General features: G+C 35.7%; 13 protein-coding genes and 1 tRNA gene. 13 read left to right on the top strand and 1 reads right to left on the bottom strand.

The window, feature by feature from the left end; all coding sequences use genetic code 11:
* Positions 1 to 6 precede the first annotated feature (6 nt).
* The 3 genes from FFS26_RS19630 to FFS26_RS19620 all read left to right on the top strand — a co-directional run bounded on the left by FFS26_RS19630 (position 7) and on the right by FFS26_RS19620 (position 5509).
* Positions 7 to 3336, top strand: coding sequence for a SusC/RagA family TonB-linked outer membrane protein (locus FFS26_RS19630; protein ID WP_137905901.1), 3330 nt, complete (start codon positions 7 to 9; stop codon positions 3334 to 3336).
* Between the two features lie 12 nt (positions 3337 to 3348).
* Positions 3349 to 4668: a RagB/SusD family nutrient uptake outer membrane protein gene (locus FFS26_RS19625; RefSeq protein WP_110010166.1), complete on the top strand. Its 1320-nt coding sequence runs from the start codon at positions 3349 to 3351 to the stop codon at positions 4666 to 4668.
* 79 nt (positions 4669 to 4747) lie between these two features.
* Positions 4748 to 5509, top strand: a complete 762-nt coding sequence (locus FFS26_RS19620) for a LytR/AlgR family response regulator transcription factor (RefSeq protein WP_110010165.1) — start codon at positions 4748 to 4750, stop codon at positions 5507 to 5509.
* Positions 5510 to 5661: 152 nt separating this feature from the next.
* On the opposite strand, the gene FFS26_RS19615 is transcribed toward FFS26_RS19620, so the two are convergent.
* A tRNA-Phe gene (locus FFS26_RS19615) sits at positions 5662 to 5734 on the bottom strand.
* 482 nt (positions 5735 to 6216) lie between these two features.
* On the opposite strand from FFS26_RS19615, the gene tssD reads away from it, so the two are divergent.
* From tssD to FFS26_RS19565, 10 genes are all read left to right on the top strand, one after another.
* Positions 6217 to 6621, top strand: coding sequence for a type VI secretion system tube protein TssD (gene tssD / locus FFS26_RS19610; RefSeq protein ID WP_047421063.1), 405 nt, complete (start codon positions 6217 to 6219; stop codon positions 6619 to 6621).
* A 124-nt stretch (positions 6622 to 6745) separates the two neighbouring features.
* Positions 6746 to 8626 carry a type VI secretion system Vgr family protein gene (locus tag FFS26_RS19605; protein WP_137905900.1) on the top strand — a complete coding sequence of 627 codons (1881 nt, stop codon included), beginning with the start codon at positions 6746 to 6748 and terminating at the stop codon, positions 8624 to 8626.
* 1 nt (position 8627) lies between these two features.
* Positions 8628 to 9923 carry a hypothetical protein gene (locus tag FFS26_RS19600; protein ID WP_137905899.1) on the top strand — a complete coding sequence of 432 codons (1296 nt, stop codon included), beginning with the start codon at positions 8628 to 8630 and terminating at the stop codon, positions 9921 to 9923.
* Positions 9923 to 10318, top strand: a complete 396-nt coding sequence (locus tag FFS26_RS19595) for a hypothetical protein (RefSeq protein WP_110010162.1) — start codon at positions 9923 to 9925, stop codon at positions 10316 to 10318. Before FFS26_RS19600 ends, FFS26_RS19595 begins: the two co-directional genes overlap by 1 nt.
* Before the next feature lie 104 nt (positions 10319 to 10422).
* Positions 10423 to 11217, top strand: coding sequence for a hypothetical protein (locus tag FFS26_RS19590; protein ID WP_137905898.1), 795 nt, complete (start codon positions 10423 to 10425; stop codon positions 11215 to 11217).
* An 18-nt stretch (positions 11218 to 11235) separates the two neighbouring features.
* Entirely contained in the window at positions 11236 to 15516 is a 4281-nt protein-coding gene (locus FFS26_RS19585; protein WP_137905897.1) for a hypothetical protein, read from the top strand.
* Complete coding sequence (locus tag FFS26_RS19580) at positions 15497 to 16699, top strand: hypothetical protein (RefSeq protein WP_137905896.1); 1203 nt, start codon at positions 15497 to 15499, stop codon at positions 16697 to 16699. Before FFS26_RS19585 ends, FFS26_RS19580 begins: the two co-directional genes overlap by 20 nt.
* Positions 16700 to 16761: 62 nt before the next feature.
* The gene (locus FFS26_RS22825) at positions 16762 to 18057 is read left to right on the top strand and encodes a hypothetical protein (RefSeq protein ID WP_228449465.1); all 1296 of its coding nucleotides are present in this window, start codon (positions 16762 to 16764) and stop codon (positions 18055 to 18057) included.
* A 62-nt stretch (positions 18058 to 18119) separates the two neighbouring features.
* Positions 18120 to 19352, top strand: a complete 1233-nt coding sequence (locus FFS26_RS19570) for a hypothetical protein (RefSeq protein ID WP_137905895.1) — start codon at positions 18120 to 18122, stop codon at positions 19350 to 19352.
* 118 nt (positions 19353 to 19470) lie between these two features.
* Positions 19471 to 19812 (top strand): hypothetical protein, encoded by a 342-nt coding sequence (locus FFS26_RS19565; protein WP_137905894.1) that lies wholly within the window; start codon positions 19471 to 19473, stop codon positions 19810 to 19812.
* The last annotated feature ends 105 nt before the right edge of the window (positions 19813 to 19917 follow it).

Genomic DNA, 19917 nt, shown 5'->3' with positions numbered 1-19917 from the left:
ACGGCAATGAAAAAAACTCTAATACTTTTACCTCTTTTGGCTGCTAATATAGCAATGGCCCAGCAAAAGAAAACCATCACCGGGAAAATAGAAGACGGAAATACTTCTCAGACTATCAGCGGTGCATCTATAAAAATCGAGACCCAATCGGTGTCTACAAAAACGGAGTTGGAAGGAATTATCGAAAGTGTATCAGTAGGTACAGTAACCGATAAGGACGGAAAATTTACATTGGAAATCCCTGCTGATACAAAAACGGTATTGGTAAGTTATCCTGGGTATGAATCCAGAGTCATTCAGCTGAATGAAGGACAGACCAACTATACCATCAGACTGACTTCTGAGATTTCAGATAAAAATAAAATCCAGGAAGTTATTATCACAGGGTATCAGAAAATTGAAAAGCGTAAGCAGACCTCAGCGGTTTCTACAGTGAAAATGGACAACATCAGCCAGGCTGGTGTTGCCAGTGTAGACCAGATGCTGGCAGGGCAGATTGCCGGTGTGGCAGTAACTCCTGAAACGGGAGCTCCGGGAAGTCCGGCGAAGATCAGAATCAGAGGTACAGCTTCCCTTTCCGGTCCCCAGGATCCGCTATGGGTCATTGACGGTCTTCCGTTAGAAGGAAATGATGTTCCGAATTTTACTGATAAAGACAATATTGATCAGCTTCAGAACTTCTCTATCGCAGGCTTAAACCCTAACGATATTGAAGATATTACCATCCTTAAAGATGCCGCAGCAACAGCTATTTATGGAGCAAGAGCAGCTAACGGAGTTATCTCCATTACCACCAAAAAAGGAAAGAAAGGAAGTCTGAAACTGAACTTCTCAGCAGACACTTTCGTTACCTCTCGTCCTGATTTTGATAAATTAAATCTTTTAAATGCTTCTGAAAAAGTAGACCTGGAACTGATGCTTGCCAGGCGCGCAGATCTTACGTACCGTGCCGATAAAGGAGAAGTAATGAGAATTCTGACTCAGAATAACCAGCTTGATGCTTTCAGAAACGGAGGTTTTGATGCATTGAACTCATTCACACGCCAACAAATTAACGGTTTAAGAAATAACAATACAGACTGGGGCAAACTGTTGTATAGAAATGCCATCAACAAACAATACGGATTAAGTGTTTCAGGAGGAAGTGATCGCGCAGATTACTATTTCTCCCTGGGATATTATGATGAAGAAGGAACAACTATCGGTACAGGTTTTAAGCGTTATAACCTGACTTTGAAAAACAATTATAAACTAAGCGATAAGTTAAATGCAGGAATCTCTATTTTCGGAACACAAAGTGAACGTACATCTTTTGTAACGGACGCTGATGCTTCAATAAACCCTGTTAACTATTCAAGAAATGCCAATCCATATCTGAAGCCTTTCAATGCAGACGGAAGTTACAACTATGATAGAGATATGGATGGTTTTGAAGACCGTTATATTCCTTTCAACTTCCTCGAAGAAAGAGAAAATACCAACTATTCACTGAAAAATAACTCTTTGAAAGCAATTTTAGATTTAGAATACAAAGCTTCAAAAAGTTTAAGATTTACTTCTCAGTTGGGACTTCAGTATGATGCTAATAAAACAGAGAAATTTGCAGCAGAGAATACTTACTTCACCAGAAAAATGAGAGAAAATACCCGTTATTACAAAGACGGTAAATACAATTACTTTCTGCCGGCTGGTGCGGTAAAACAAAATTGGGATAATGATTTCTTCCAGTACAACTGGAAATTACAGGCGGCGTACAGCACAAAGATCAATAAGCATGAGATTGATCTGATGGCAGGAACAGAAATCCGTAAAACAGAAGATAACACAACCATCACGAGGGCTTTCGGATACGATCCTGCGACAAGAAGAGCCACAGCAATTGTTTTCCCGAATTCAAGTTTTGCAGCTGATAAAAGATATGAAACCTACCGTGAAGCAGCTCCTATCGAGAATGCCTATGCATCTATGTTTGCTACAGCTTCTTATACGTATGATCAGAAATATACATTCTTTGGAAGTGTGAGATATGACGGTACTAACCTCTTTGGAGTTAACAAAAAGTATAAATACCTTCCGATATGGGCCGTTTCAGGATCATGGCTGGTAACGAAGGAAGACTTTATGAAAAATATATCTGCTGTATCCAACCTTAGATTGAGAGCATCTTACGGTCTTCAGGGAAATATCGACAGAAACACCTCACCATTCTTTATCGGTGAATATAATGATGCCACCATTCTTCCGGGAGGAAAAGAATCCATTATCAATGTTCTCAGCCCTCCTAACGATAAACTGAGATGGGAAAAAACAACCAATACCAACTTAGGTCTTGATTTGGGATTGTTCAATAATCGTGTAAGCCTTACCGCTGATGTCTACAGCAGAAAAGGTACGGATATGATCAGTATGAAAGAAACTCCTTTGGAAACAGGATTCGAATATACGATGATGAACTGGGGAAGCCTTACCAACAAAGGTTTTGAACTGGCGATATCTACCAGAAACATCAATCATGATAATTTCAAATGGACGACTACCATTAACTTTGCACATAACAAGAGCAGAGTATTGAGTGAGCAGCCGCGTGATAATGCATTGCTTCCATCAAGAGAAGGACTTCCGGTAAATGCTGTTTTTGCTTTGAAAACAGCAGGAATGGATGAACAGGGAAACCCATTATTCTGGAAAGGAGATCAGAAGGTTTCAGCAGCAGAATTCTTTAAGTTATATGATGTGTATGCAGATTTCCTGCCAGGGCAGCTTGTTGATACCAAACTTTCAAATGCTGAGCTGAGAAGCCTGTTTACTTATGTAGGAGACAGAGATCCGAAATTTACCGGAGGGATTATCAACACCTTTAAAGTAAGTAATTTTGACCTTACCATCTCTGCAACATTCAACCTGAAGCAGACAGTAATGAGAACTCCTTCTTACCGAGGTATGGAGTTAGACAGAGGAAGAAACTACACCAGAGATATTTATGAAGCTGGAAGTTCGCTTCCGGGAATTACAAGTCCTGATATGGAAGCTAACCCGGACGGATGGATGGCCAATAAATGGTTTACAGGAAACCGTTCCAATGCCTACAGCTTACTGGATGTATGGGCAAAAGAAATCAGCTATATCAGAATCAGCAGCATCCGTTTAGGGTACACACTTCCTAAAGAATTTACAAATCCTATGGGGATTTCGAGCCTGAGACTGAGCGTTGAAGGACGTAACCTGTTTGTATTCAGCAACGGATACAAAGGATATTTCGATCCGGAAACGTATGGTAATATTTATGCACAGCCTATCACCAAGTCGGTGACCGTAGGATTTAATGTTTCTTTTTAAAACTTGAGAAAAATGAGAAAAATTACAGCAATCATAGCTTTTGCAGCAATCAGCTTTATCAATATCGGATGCGACAGGTTTTTAGATATTCAGCCGGAAGGAAAAGTGATTCCTACGACTACTGAAGACTATAGAAAAGTCCTTACATCTGCGTATTCAAAATATCCTGTTCACAAATCACTGGTAGCCCTTCGTACCGATGAGGTGAATATCGATGATAATTCAACAGATTTTATTTCCTATCGTGAAATTGCGATGTGGAAAGACGCTAATAATGATCAGGCATCTACGGAATTTCCATGGGTAAGCTTTTATTCCGTGAACTTTTATCTGAATCAGATTATCAATGAAGGAAGCAAAACCATGCAGGATTCTCCTGAAAAGAATCAGATTTTAGCAGAGGCGTATGCTCTTCGTGCTTACCTGTATTTTGATATGGTGAATTTATATGGTAAACCGTACAATAGCGCTACAGCTTCTACTGACAGAGGAGTCCCGATCAGTCTTGAAATCGATCTTGAACAGGTATTGAAGCCATCATCAGTACAGGAGGTGTACAATCAGGTTCATGCAGATCTTAAAAAAGCTGAGGATTTGATGGTTGAGCAGAAGCAGCCGCTGGGAGTTAATTACAGGTTCTCAAAAACAGCATTGCTGGCTTTTGAAGCAAGAGCAGCGCTATATGAAGGAGACTGGAACAAGGCTTTAAACTATGCAGATCAGGTATTGGCAGTAAAAGGAGATCTGAGCAATTTAAATACGCTAAACACACCACCTAACCATTATGCTTCCCCGGAGTCAATCATGGCTTTGGATAATACATGGGATAATTCAATCAAAAATTTATCTTTTGCATCTCCGGAACTGATTTCTTCATACAATTCTACGGCAGATAAAAGGTTTGGCATGTATTTTGAAAAAAATGGTAGTAAGTATAAAGTCACTAAAGGAGGAAGTTTAGAATTCAAAGTGTCTTTCAGAACAGCGGAGCAGTACTTTATCAAGTCTGAAGCATTATTAAAGCTGAATAAACTGGCTGAAGCTAAAGAAACATTACTGAAAGTATTAAAAAACAGATATACGCCGGAAGGATATACTTCAGTACAAAATGCAGTAAACACAATGGATTCTGCTGCGTTTATGACATTTATTCTGGATGAGAGATTCAGAGAATTTGCTTTGGAAGGACAAAGATGGTTCGACTTAAGAAGAGCAAATCAGAAAAAGATAAGCCACACCATTAGTGGCAACGAGTATATTCTTCAGCAGAATGATCCGCGATATACCATTGAATATCCAATGAGTGCGAAGAAGAATAACCCTAATTTATAGAACTTCATATCAAATTCAATACAGAGGAAACCGCTTGAACTTAATTGTTTCAGCGGTTTTTTTGTACTTTTGCATCGTTATGAAAATTGCCATTATAGAAGATGAACTGCTGGCTGTGAATTATCTGAAAAATCTTTTGGATACACAGAGCATAGTCCCTGTTACAGAGACTGTTATTCTTCGTTCCAAAAAACAGGCAATCGATTTCTTTGAAAAAGATTCGGCAGATCTTATTTTTATGGATATTCATCTTGGGGATGGAATGAGTCTGGAAATTTTCGAACAGATAGAGCTTTTTACCCCTATTATTTTCATTACTGCATTTGATGAATATGCCATGAGGGTTTTCAGACATTTTACCATTGATTATCTTCTGAAGCCTTTTGAAGAAGAGGATCTGCATAAAGCTTTGCAAAAGTTTATCTCCATAAGAAATAATTTTGATCCTGAACCGGTTCTTAAATCTATTTCATCACTGCGGCAGGCAGGCGATGAGGTGATGAAACGTTTCATGGTAAGAGAAGGAAATAAACTCAAATCAATAGACGAGCATAACACTGCCTATTTTTTTGCCTCCGGAAAGTACCTTTTCCTGACTACTAAAGACCATCAGACCTATATTTATGATGATACCATTAAAGATATTATTCAGAAGCTGAACCCTGAAATTTTCTTTAAGATCAACAGGAAATTTATCATTAATAAAGACGCGGTTTCCGAAATTATCAAGCATTCCAGCCAGAAAGTAGAGCTTAGACTTTCACCGGAACCGGAAGTGAATGCTGAAGTTTTTATCAGTAAATTGCAGATTACTGAATGCTTGAACTGGCTGCATAGTTGATTTACTTATTTACTACATCATCGTACTTCTAGTCGTGCTAAGAAGGTTTAAGATTATGATCAGGCTTAAAAAAATCATTGAAATTGATCCCACATTGGTTTAGGAAAATAAGGTAACAAAAAAACCTCTAAAATAAATTAGAGGTCTTAAAGTGGTTTCTCCAGGAATCGAACCAGGGACACATGGATTTTCAATCCATTGCTCTACCAACTGAGCTAAGAAACCATTATGTTTTCGTTTATTACTTCGTTGTTTTAAAGTGTTGCAAAAGTATAACATTTTATAATACCACGCAAGTATTTTGTTTTATTTTTTCAAATAAATATCCTGCTAAAGCTGGTTTCAGTATTCAATGTACTGTTCATCAGTATTTTGGTACTTTAATTTTTTCTGTTTTTTTTTAACGTTATTTTCAAAGCGTTTTATTAAAAGATTTTTTGCCCTGGTATTTAAGATTTTTCTTACAGTTGCTTTTGGAATATAGTTTTGTTTCTTTAAACAGTCAATACAATCATCCGATTTTCAGTGATAAAAAGCAGCAAACACCTGATTTATAAGAGATAATTTACCTAACGGGTGTTAGTCGTATTATTACTACACTTTTCGAAATTTAATAATAAATGTAATTTGCTTTTTGTAAATACATCTATATTTGGTGATATAGAAAGCAAACAATCACAATATATTAACCATTAAAATTTACAATCATGGCAGAAAGAAATTCAAGAGGAATTTTAAAATTCAACAACGGTGAAGGGCAAAAACTGTTAAAGCTTAACTACAGTGTATCAAGATCTACGGACGTTTCAGGGCGTGTGGCATCAGATCCTTCCAATGCTCTTATCAAAATCACAGTAGAAGCTACTGAAAAATCAGACATCCTGGAAAGTTTACTGAACGGAAAATATAAGCCTACAGTAGGAGAGATTACTTTCAACAAATCTCACGAAGAAGGAACATTAACAACATTGAAGTGGAACAACGGTTATGTAATCCAGCATGAAGTAGATTTCGATGCTGTGGATGACAACAGTATGTATATCAGTTTTGTGGTAAGTGCAGAACAGATAGACCTGGGGAATTCATCATACTTCGGAGCATGGCCTTCTTAAGCACATTCAGAATTTAAATATCAGGCAGAATAGTACACCCATTCCAAGGGATGCTGTTCTGCCTTTTTTAACCTTATAGAACGACTGTTTATTTCGAATAAAGTTCTGAAAAAACCTAATCACTATGAATAAAAATATCTCGAATTCAGATAAGATTTCTGAGAATCATATTCCCGGAATCAACCGTGTGGTGAAACTGGATATTGTGATTGAAGGCAAAATTATCAAACACTTCAAACATTTCCGTCTGCAGCAAAGTGCCAGAAGACACCACAATTTTGAGCTGATCTTAGCTCATGATTCTCTCGGGGAAGCTCAAAACCATACCCTGGAACAGGCACGCCAGTTTTTGGGAAAACGAATCACCATTGTTTTCAAATACAAAGATTACGAAAGTGAAAGCCCGGAAAGAACCTTTGTAGGAGTTATCACCAAAGCTGCATTCAGCCAGGAAAAAATGAGCCTTGGAAATATTGTGCTGAGAGGCCAGAGTCCTACCATATTGATGGATGCAGCTCCCCATACTCAAAGTTTTGGAGGTGATCAGGCTGTGAATACAGGAATTATTGCCAACAAAATACTTAAAGAAGCCCTGGGATCAGAGAAATTTGATTTCAGAGTAGATACACAGAATAAAAGCTATATCAATTATAGCTCACAATATAACGAAACCCATTATAACTATCTTGCAAGAACAGCCGAAGCCTACGGAGAGCAGTTCTACTACGATGGCGAGGTGCTTCATTTCGGAAAACTTCCCCCTTCAGAAAAACCGATCCGGCTTGTATATGGAAGCAACGCAACAGATGTGCAGGTAGAACTCAATGCGGTGCACACCAATCCTGAGTTTTTCGGCTATAACAGCAGCAGCCATACCAAAATGGAAGGCTCTGAAAATAATATCAGACATTTGGGTGAAATACCCTCCAAAGCATATGAACTGAACAATAATATCTTTAAAACCCGTTCACTTTCTCCGGCTCCCATTAATGCCAATATGTTTGTGGATGTAAGCGATTCTCAGAAAAGTGCTGCAGGCAGTGCTGCTGTAGAAGTATTTACGGTTTCAGGAAATACAACCGTTCCGTTTTTATATCCGGGATGCCTTGCAGATATGGAAATGCGGAAACCGGATACCAGCCAGACTTCCTATTTTACAAAACTTACAATTACCGAAGTCTCACACGAAGTCAATGCCAGAGGATATTATACAGGAAGTTTTGAAGCTATTGCTGAAGGCACGGGATTTATGCCAAAACCGGATTTTATACAGCCTAAAGCTGAGCCGCAGGTGGCTACGGTTATTTCCAATACCGATCCGCTTAATCAGGGAAGAATACAGGTGAGATTCGACTGGCAGCAACATCCTGATACCACTCATTTTATCAGAATGATGAGCCCTGATGCAGGAGGTACAGATATGATCACTCAAAACAGAGGTTTTGTAGCTGTGCCCGAAGTAGGAGATCAGGTAATGGTAGGTTTTGAATACCATCATCCTGATTTTCCGTTTGCGATGGGAGGAATGTTCCACGGACAGGTTGCATTGGGAGGAAGCATTAATAACCATCTTAAATCTATTCAGACAAGAAGTGGAAATAAAGTGATTTTTAACGATCAGGAAGGAAGTATTTTTATTGAAGATCCAAGTGGTAATACTTATCTCATGGATGGAAAAGGAAATATTGTTGTCAATGCTCCCAAAAATATCACCTTCACTGCCGGAGAAAATGTACAGATCAATGCAGGTAAAAATATCATTGCTTCTGCCCAGAGAAATGTCAATATTATGGCTGGGGAAGATATTACAGAAACAGCCAATGACGACTACAACCTGACAGCAAGTAATATCATTGAAACAGCAGAAGCAGGCAGAAAATCTACAGCGAAAAATATTACAGAAAATATGGAATCCGGCTCTTACATCAGTACAAAAGATGCCATTAATGTAGAGAGTGCCAGGGAAGTGCTTATCAATAGCGGTAAACAGGTAAAAATGCAGTAATATGGCAGGCGAAGGCGGAAATATTATAAGAAATGTCTTTGGGAAATCCTATAAGGAAGCAGAACATATCATGAAAGATGCTTCCAAGGGAACTCTGGATTTTAAATCTCCTCAGGAGAACACCTTTTATGGGAAAAAAGGAGGGAAGAAATTTGATGAATACCAGGGGAAAGGCGAAACTCAGTCATTACTTGTGAAGGCAGTGAAATGTTATGAAGATATAGAATGTACAAAAGAAGTTAAGATTATAAAAAAGGGAGTTAAGTTTTATTTTAAAGCAACACAGTATAGCAGAACTCCTTCGAAATCAGAATTAAAAGCTCTTAAGTGGGCGATACAGTATGATGATACCCCTTTAGCAAATGCTTCTCAGGTAACAGGTGAAGAGAAGATATCTTATATTGTTCCTAAGGATCGGAAAATATCTAAATTAAGAGTGTATGCATTTTTTAAATTTCCTGAGCAAAACGTAAGAGCAGAAGTTTCATTTAAAGTTCTGGAGCCAATCATTATTTATATTTGTGGATACTGGAATAAAAAAATGCCATATGCAGGCAGTGAATGGGGAGAACAATATTGGGGTATTGGGCTTAAAAGCAGTGCTAAGAAGTATTTTAAATCCACAAAAGAATATTTCATAAATGGTGCCGGTACAAAGTTTTCATCAGGAGGAGATAGATATAAACAAGGTAAAGAGTTTGCAGAAGCCAGACTTAAAAATCAGGCATCAAAATTTTATCAGGAAATATTTAAGGAAGAGCGTCGCATAATGGTGGTTTCCCATAGTATGGGAGGAGCTTTCGCAGAAGGAGTTTTAAGCGTGTTAAAAAATCAAAAACTCAATATTGAAAAAGTTATTCATTTATCTCCGGCAGACACATCAGGTTTTGGTGTTACATTTCCACAAATAACTTACCAGATAGATATTGATTGGGATCCTGTGCTTATGTATAAAAATGCAAATGATTCCTCTATAATAAGAGGTGTGAAATTCAGCGGTATATCAAAGAATCCGAAAGGGGATAAATTCGGACATATGTATACAAAAGATGAAGCTTTTGTGTGGGGATGGTTTGAAGATCTTGAGCTTATAGAGTTCCAATTTGTAAATCAGGAAAATAAAACCTACTCAACACCTGGTAGCGGAATGGGATATGGAGGAACGTCTACAACTGTATTACAAAAGAATTTTAATGCTTTAAAAGTAAAAAGTCCAACGCCTTTTTCAAGAGTATATAAAAATTCTAAATTTTACTTTTATGATGAAAAAACAAAAAAATATTATACAGAAAATTAATGAAGAAATATTTAATAATAGGAATTATTGCAATACTGTGTCTTATCATTTATAGATATGGTTTTCTCATTGTATTTTGGCTTACAACACCTAAGGAAGGCACTTTAAGTTCATCCGAAAAAATGCTTTTAGAAAAAATAAAAACAGAAAATCATGCAAAAGAGGTATTAAGAGAACCTAAATATAATGTTGATCAACCTAAGGATACAACAGTTTATAAAATCATTGTCAATAAAATACCCTGTACATCTGATACATTAATGTTAAAAAATAATGCTTCTTCAATAAAAAAGAGGTTGGATGACATTAGTTTACATCAGAATTATTATAAATACCAGATATTTTATGAATGTACTGATGGTAAAGAATATGTTTACTCTTTTATGAGAAAGTAACAGGTTGAGTGGTTAAATAATATCCGAACAGATGTGGCTAAAATAAAATTATTAACCTGTAAGCATAAATAGCGCAGTGTATTTTTTCTAAATAATAATCCCATATGGTAGAAACAAGAGTAAAACCTTTTCAGAAATATACTTCAGAAACCCACCAATATCAGGTGGAAAATGCTCTTGAGATACAGTTTGGAGAAGCAAAAGGATTCTATTCATCTTTTAAAATTACCCTTCAGGAAAAGGTAAATGAGCATCATACAAAAAACTGGGAGATAGAGAAAATGGAAGATTCTCCTTTCCCATCAGAAAATAAATTTATGGAAATCCTACATGTGCTGGAGCAGAGTTCCTATCCTGTGGAAATAAAAGTGGATGAAAAGGGTAGTTTTCTTGGCGCTGCAGATCATCAGAAAAATATTGAAGACTGGAAATTCAAAACAGCCGGACTTCAGGAAAAATACCAGAATGCAGATGTTTTCAGAAACCAATATCTGACCACATTTGAAGATGAAGCCGTCTTTTATAAAAATAAACTGAAAGAGCCCTTTTGGAACCTGTTGCTGTTCGCTCCTTATTATGTTGATAATGGAGAAAGAAATGATGAATCCATTGTTTGGAATATCAAAGGAATCGGGGATGTAGAATGTACCGGAATTATCATTGCCAAACAGAGAGAATATGGATTTGAAGCCTTTTTTACCTCTGAAATCAAAGTTCCGGTTCATATAAAAGAAGAATTGGACAAAAAATACCTGTATCAGACGGGATCGTATCAGGTAAAATTAAATATACAAATGGAATATAATTCCCGAAAAAAACAGTATTCCAAAAAGAGCGCTGACTTTATATTGTCAGATGGAGAAAAAACAGTATACCGGGAAACGATCACAATGACTTAATCTTTATGAACAAATGACATGGCGGATAAAGGATACATCATTATAGAAGGAGCCACTGCGTACTGCAGCAGCTCTGTAACCAACAACTCCAATGGTACGGCCGTTCCGATGGAAGTGAAAAGCCAGAAAAAAAAACTGGGCAAAAACAAATATTTTGCACAAAATAAACCTGTAGCGACTTATCTTGATGATAAAGCAGATAGTTTCGGAGGCGGAAACGGATTCGGGAACTGCAAAGGTTCAGACGGGAAAACCTATCCTTGTAAAGGCAAATGCAATATCAAATATAAAGACTACTACGAAAACGTAGAATTCAATAAGAGTATGAAAATCCTGTTGGATGCTTCTACAGGGAACTGTCCGGGATATGGTGTTCCCGGAACAATTGCTTTTGCAACCACCGGGCAGGCCAATAATGTTTCACAGATAGATGTCAAAGAAGCTGATGAGTTTTCAGTAGCCAATACATCGCCACAATGGCCGTCATCCTCTGCTTCTCAGGCAAGCATAGCAGTTTCATCCATTTCAATGGTAAGACCGATACCGACTGATAAATTGAGTGGTACTTATTACTATATCAAAGGAATGAATGGCCCGCTTCTTCCTGTTATGAACCCTTTTGGTGGTGATAACCTGGACTTAAAAGCCCAGTTCAAAGGTGATGAGAAAAAAATCATCTGGGCGTTGTTCAAAGGGGAAGGAACAAAAGATAAAATAAAAACATTTATTGGATTGGGAAGCAGTTTCAGCCAATCCATGAGTAAAATATTCGATGGACTTACAGAAGGAAAGTACCGGCTGGAAGCTTATGGTAAAAAAGCAGGCGATGCCAAATGCTCTCTCAATGTGGAAGTTATACAGGATTTTGTTAAGAAAATTGTTAGTCCAGGTTCTTCAACGTTGATTAATATTCCTTTACCTCTATCCATTGAACGTAAACTCAACAGTACAACAGATCAGGCAAAAATACTGAACAGAGGATTCTTTATGCCTGTAAATACCGTTCACTGGACCGTAAAGCAGGGAACAGCTGTTCTGTATAACAGTTCTTCCGGAGCTTCTTCATCACACCTTGTTTCTGTAACGGGTGCTGGCGATCGTGTCATTCTTACCTTTAAAAATGCCGGTAAATATACGGTAGAAGCATTTACAGATCCCACAGATCCCAAACCGCAATCTGTGGAGATTAAGATTGAAAACAGTCTGGGTGTCATGGGAGTAAAAGGAGAACCGGGTCTGGTGAGATTCAGTGATATCATTAAAGTGCAGGCTTCGAAGTTTAATGTCAATTATATGCCTTCGGGTACTTCTGTATATTGGTACCTAAAAAAAGATGGGTTAGGAAGAGTGGCATTATTTGAAAACTCTCCTTCATTCAGAACAGGCACCATCAATAAAAAGGTAGCTGAACTTCTGTATAATGATGCAAAACTGGCCAGCAATCAATATTTCGGGAAATATATACTCGAAGCTTATGCTAATCCTTTGGGAGCAGGAAAGCAGCCTGGTTTTTCCGGATCAGACTGTTTTAATTTTGAGGTGATTCAAAATGTCATAGATAAATTTACCCTTCCGGCAGCTAATATTCCGAAAGGAACAAAAATAAAATATACGGCAACGGCAAGAATTGCTGCGCTGGCTGGCAATGAAGCCATAAAAATAGAAGTTCCTGATACAGTGACCAATAACGGAGACGGGACCATTACATTCAATGATCTCGGCGAATACACTATTTCTGCCTATTTAACAGGAGATTATACCGATGGAAAGAAAATAGAAGCGAAAGTAAAGGTTTCTGAACCTGCTGTAAAAAGAGCGCTGTGGGCTTATGGAACCGGTGTGAAACGTACCGAAACAGGATTCGGAGAGGAAACCTATGGATTTATTGAAATTGACGGACTGCAGAATCAGACGTTAAAAGTAAAAATCTGGGTAAAAGGCGAAGGTGATGATTTCTATAAAGAGAAAGATAAATACATGCTGGAAGAGAAAACAGTTACTCTTAATAACGAAGGCAAAGCTTCATTCCTTATCATCACGAATGATGATTACAAGAAAAAATTGCTGGCTGCTATCCCTAAAACGACAGAAAATCCGAACCCGTCTTACCGTCTGGTATTCACGGTAGAGCTTCAGGCAGCTTCATCTGCGGATATTGTACTTCCGGGAAATATTACCATTCAGGGAACGAAACCTGTGGTGGTAGACAGCACCACAACTTATCTTGAAGTTTTGGATTCCAATGAAGAACTGACCATCACTTCGGAACAGAAAATTGTATCGATTATGTTCTCTACCGAAGATGGTAAAGATATTCAGCGGATGCAGACTTTCTATGGCAAAACCCATAAGCTTTGGGTTCATACCGTCAATATGACGGAAGAAACTCTGAAGATTGATGTGCTGAAGGAGATTCCCAAAGAAGGATTAAACGAAAAAGATCATATCACCTATACCCACGAAAGCAAACAAAGTTATAACGAGGAAAAAACAGGAAAAGACGGCCTGCTTGAAGTGGTCTTCACCGCAAAAGAAGAATGGAAAAATCCACCGAAAAACTTTGACTATTACATAGCGCAGGTTTCCCGCCAGGTTCAGGATCCCGCAGATCCCAAAAAGAAAGTCTGGAAAATAGAAAAAAGCCAGTTTACGATCAACAGTACACTTCCAGCGGATCTGGTTAGAACAGAGGATATGGAAAAACTGGGGATTAAAGCGTATAAAAAAGACGGAACCCCCTTTACAAAAGAAGAAATGCTGGAACTAAGAAAGCAGTTTATCTTCTACGAAAGTGGCTGTCTTAAAGTATCTCAGAAAGAGACCCCCGAAGCTATTGATAATGATGTGATGCCTGTGGTGGTGGAAATGGCGGAGGTGAAGAGGGAAGGGGGAGGATGTCCCAGATGTAATGCTCCCGTAACTGCTGATCAGCTAAAGGAAATTTTTCCAACTGCTGACCCTAATATCCTGACACTGGTTGCGGCTGCCTATACAAAATATATGAAGGAAATAGGAATGAATACTTGTTGGAATAAAGCACATTTATTTGCACAAGCCAGAGTAGAAACTGGAAAGACCCTTCATTTAAAAGAAGGAGAAAATTTTAATTGGTTTTGGGAAAAATTACCTGGAACATTTGCGGCATTCAGGACTCAGGAAGGAAGAGATAATGCAAAGCTTTGGGGGCGAGCCGTAGATAAACCAAACCAGCCAGGTGTAACTCTAGAAAATCAAAAAAATATTGCCAATTGGGCTTATTCTCCTACAAGTGATAAGGGCAAAGAATTAGGAAACACCCAAGCAGAGGATGGTTGGAATTTTAGAGGGAAAGGACTTATACAGCTTACAGGAAGAAAAGCATACGAGTATGCAAATACATATACTAAAAAGGAAGGTGCTGATATTATAGCAGACCCAGATTTAGTTTTAACAAATATTTCTGCTGCGGTAATATCTTCTATGGCCTTTTTCAAATGGAAAGGAATTAATACAATCGTCAATGGCTCTAAAGATACCTTACCTGTAAGTAAAAAAGTAGGTAAAATGGTCGCTACAAAAGATGAAAATGGAAAAGATTCTGACAATTACGCAGAAAAACAAAAAGCATTCGATGATCATACCTCGAAAACTTTCAAAACATCTGAATGTGAGTGGGGGAAAGCAACAGATTTGAATTTGGCTGGAAGAAGTCCATGGATGGAAATTGCTGTAGCAGAAGCGAAATTATATGGAGGAAAAGATGAAAGTAGTATAGATAGTAGAATAAAAACCTATCATAAAGATGGAGGAGGAACAGATGCTGGAAGTGGTACGGCATGGTGTGCTTCATTTGTCTGTTGGTGTATAGAACAGAAGGATTTGCCAAGTCCACATTCTGCTGGATCAAGAATGTTTCTTAGTAGTACAAAAGCAGAAAAATGTGAGGTTTTTTTTGGTGCCGTAGCTATATTTTCTGACTGTGATTCTACAGGAACAAAAATAGAAACTTCCGGTCATGCTACATTTATTTTTGGAAAGTTACCTGGAACTGAAATTTATGCTTGTCTTGGAGGAAATCAATCTGATAAACTTAAAATGTCAAGTTATAATTGCAGTGGTAATGTTTTCGTATCTTGGAAAGAGAAAAATGGTACAGAACATTATAAAATATTCCGAGGATTTTATAAGCCTAAAGGTTATGTTATTAAAGATATTGATAAGTTAGGAAATAATGATAATTATTCATCTGCGGATGAAGCAAGTAAGAAAGCATTAAAATTAGATATTAAATCGGATGAAAATGGAGAAAGTTCAAGATAAATTAGGGATTGCGAAGCTTTTAATTGCTTCTTGTTTTTTTTGTCTTATTCAGTGCCAGGAAAAAAAGCAAGAACTTACATATAAAAATGTAAAAAATAATACTATGCAAAAAATAGAAATAAGTAGCATTCTTGAAGGACAGCTAAAAAAAGGTGCAGCCGAGGAATATGGAAGTTTTAGTGATTATTCGGAAAAAGACCTTATTGCGTTAATTGAATTGGAAGACTCTATTCTTCATTCTAATGGTTATAAGAATATTACAAATGATCAATTTGCAGCTAAAATAGAACAAATATTTGGTAGAAGAATTGATTTTACTAGTTCTAGTAATTTTCTTAAAATAGATACTTATAATAAATGTGATAAGGAGCTATCTTTTGTTCCTCTATCTGCAGAGTACCAAAATATTTATGTATCAAAAAATAATAAATTAATATCATATTTTTATCCACTTCCATTACTGATTGATTATCAAAAAAACTATCCTGACTTAAAAAAAATAGAAGATATTCCTATTGAAGTAGAAACAAATGAAGGCCGATTGAAAGTAACTCAATGGAAAGATATACCTAATTTAAAAGAGCAACAAAAGAAGAATAACCAGATTTTGGTAGCTCGTAATATGTATTTATTTAATGATAATAAAGCATATATAACGTGGCTTGTTACACAAGATCCTTCTTTTGTTAAAACTCTTGTAAAGCAATTTGGTTTCACTAAAGAACCAAAGTTCAATGATCTTGTGATGAGCGAGTATCTGAATAACTATGAAACCTCTTCCGCTATTGGTGATATTATTTTTGTTAAAAACTGTAAGGGAGAATTAGAAATAAGGGTAGAACTTTTAAATTATATAAAAGAACATACGAAATCAGATGAAAATAGACTACTTAATGCTTTAGAAAATTTTGGATATGCTTTGAAAGATAATAATAGTTTTACAACAGACGAAAAATATAAGATACTTGCTTACATAGGTAATACAGTTGACCCATTTTATTTGAATTTTGCAGGTGTTAATTCCGGAAGGGCTGTTTGGAATGCCGAAAGTGTGCTCTATAATAGTATAGTAAAAGATAGAAACATCATCTCAGTATTTCAGAAAAACAATTATTATGGACTACATGATTTGAAAGATAGCCTAATAAGGGTGCAAGGAATTATGGAACACTCTTCTGAATAAGTGAAAAAATCAACATAGCTCGATCCAATTGTGTTTTTAACATAAAAGCACATATACAATAAATGATGAAAAATTTTAATATTTTAACGGCTATTCTATTATTCATTAGTTGTAATAATAAAGGGCAGGACAAGAAAGATGCCAATTTTATTACTGACACAAAATATCATTATGATGAAATTGTTGAGATAGTTTTAAAAAAACAATTAGAATACGGAAAACCTTCTTTTGATAATCCATACCAGTATTCCGATAAAGATTTGGAAGTAGCAACTCCAATATTGAATCAATTACTTTTAGATAATGGTTATAAAGTTCTCAGCAATGAAGAATTTAGTAATAAAATAAAACAGATTTTTAACCGGATTATTGATAAAAACTCAACCAGTAAATTTCTGTATATCAATTTAATTGATAAGTGTGACAAGGAGTTGAATTTTTTTCCAAATAACGCAGAGAATAATGGTGTATTTGTAGTTAAAAATCAGAACTTCATTACTGATCTTTATCCACTTCCCTTGATTATTGATTATCAAAAAACATATAGTGAAGCAGCTCAGGAAGAAAATTCGGCTTCAAAAAACTATAAAGATGCAAATGGAAATGAAGTTAAGAAATATTTATGGAAAGATATGCCCAATCTGAAGGAGCAGAGAAAGAAGAACATACAGACATTAGTTGCGCGTAACCTCTATTTGTTTAATGATAATAAGGCTCAATACAAATGGCTTACCCTTAATGATTCATATTTTATGGAGGCTTTAGTAAAAACTTTTGGCTACATTCAGGATATGGATTTATTGAAGTGGGTTATTGAAAGAACAAAGTTTGATAAAAAAGATCCGTCTGATTATGGGAATTTGTTTTGGGTAAAGCAATGTGATGAAACAGTAAAAATACATGCTAATACTTTTAAAATTTTACAAGAGATTTATACTCCAGATATAACAAACGATATGTCAAATGAGAATAGATTTTTACTTGATTATATCAAAGGATATATTGAATATTTTGCTGATTTTAATAACAAAGAAACGGGTGTTTCAAAGGAAGATAAAGTGAAAATACTAGCGAATATTGTTTATTTTGCTGAACAATATAAGTATGACAAAAGATTTGTTTCTGGATATGGAGATAACTCTAAGATGATGGGAAGGTTAAGATTCTTTTTAGATAAGGACGAGGTAAATATTTTACAGAAAAATAATTATTTCAACCTTCCAAAATTTAAAGAATGGTGGGATAATGCAGACTATGATGAATATTTTGTCGAAGAATGTGAATACAACGGAACATGTGGCCCGGATAACCGACCTATGAATGTTACAGAATGGCGAAAACAACATCCTAAAAAATAATATATCAAGCACAGTCAGAAATGGGTGTGCTTCTTTTTAATTGTGAAACACAAATTTACACGATGAAAATACTAAATGTTTTGATGGTACCTCTACTATTCGTTAGTGGTAATAATAACGGGCAAGAAAAAAAAGATATTCATTCTATTACTGGTACAAAATACAAGAGTGATAGTATCGTCGAAAATGTCTTAAAAAAACAACTTAAACAGGGATCAACCTACACTATTGATGATGCTGGTGCAGGATTACCAAAAATTCAATTTGAGGCTAAAGAATTGGAAGTAACAGCCATAGTAGCTCATGAATTATTAAATTCAAATGGGTATAATACTCTTGGTACTGAAGATTTTAATAAAAAAATCAAAAATATTTTTGGAAGAATCATTGATTCAGATTCTCAATCACATTTTTTATACGTAAACTATTTTGATAAATGTGACAGAAGTTTTGTAACTTATAGTAATAATAGTGTTGATTATGAAGGAGGATATATTGACAAAAAAAGAAAACTTTTCACCGACTTTTACTATTTACCTGAAATTATTGATTATCAAAAAGAATATCCAACATTAAGTGATATCGAATCTAGTAAAATTATTAGAAAATCAAGCTCACAAGTCGACGTTGAAATTCCACACTGGAAAGATGTGGTAAATCTAAAAGAGCAAAGAAAAGTAAATAATCAAAGAATTATTGCCAGAAATATGTATTTGTTCAATGATAACAAAGCATATATCATTTGGTTAGTGACTCATGATAAAAACTTTATAAAATTATTGGTTAAAAATTTAAGTTATGATAAAGAACCTAAATTTAATGAAATGCTTATTAATGAATATATTCAATCTAAAGATCAATATAAAATAGGTGAACTTATATTTGCCAAAAATTGTAATAAAGAATTAGAAATACGGGAAGGGATATTGCAGAGTTTGACTGATACTTATCAAAAGAGCTCTAATCCTAAAGATTTACATGGATTAATGGAGTTTGTTTCAAAATTATTAGAAACAGATGAATACAATAATTATTCAGAGAATGAAAAAATTAAAATGGTAGCTTATCTTGCAAATACTTATGATTTCCTGTTCAAAAAAAATCATAGGAATCAGGATGGCTGGGATCTTAGATGGAATATTTTAGGAGCATATTTTGAAGATGATTCAAGAAGTGAGATTAAATGGCCCAAGTTGAAAGAAGAAATGCAGAAAAATAATTATTATAATCTTCCAAATTTAAAAGAAGTAATTAGTTACGCAGAAGGATTTGATAGTGTAGGCGCTCCGGATTAAATTCATAATTAAATATGCTTGTTTTAATTTTTAAACACAAATTGGGATGCGAACTTCAAATATTTTTACAATTATTCTACTACTCATTGCTTGTAATAGTATGGGACAAAATAACAGCATGAATACTACAAACAAGCAATATACAAAATCACAAAATTTAATTGAAAATATTAAAAAACATATTAAACTACAAGAGAAAATTGAGTCTGATGAAGTTGAATATGATGATCCTTATAATTTGAATGTAGAAGATCTAAAATTAGCTTCTTCTATTATCTGTGATGATCTGATCAGTAATAGTTATATTGAACCAAAAGCTGAATCCTTTAACAATAAGATTGAAACTATTTTTTCAATCAGTCATAGCTCTAATAAATGCGTGAGTATTGATCAAAAGAATGGGTACATAACAGTATTTGGTAATCACCTTGATGGCAATCCTGTGACACTTGAACTGTAAAGTATCAATAGATCCGCTACAAAAATGACTTAAATTTATGGTGTAAAGTTGAAAATCTTTATCCATGAATAAACAACAACAGCAAATAAAAGCTCGTAAAGATTG

This window comes from Chryseobacterium sp. 2VB (genome assembly GCF_005503635.1).
Classification (GTDB): domain Bacteria; phylum Bacteroidota; class Bacteroidia; order Flavobacteriales; family Weeksellaceae; genus Chryseobacterium; species Chryseobacterium cupriresistens.
Note: the sequence above shows the minus strand (reverse complement) of the source record. Positions and strands in the feature narration are given on the sequence as shown.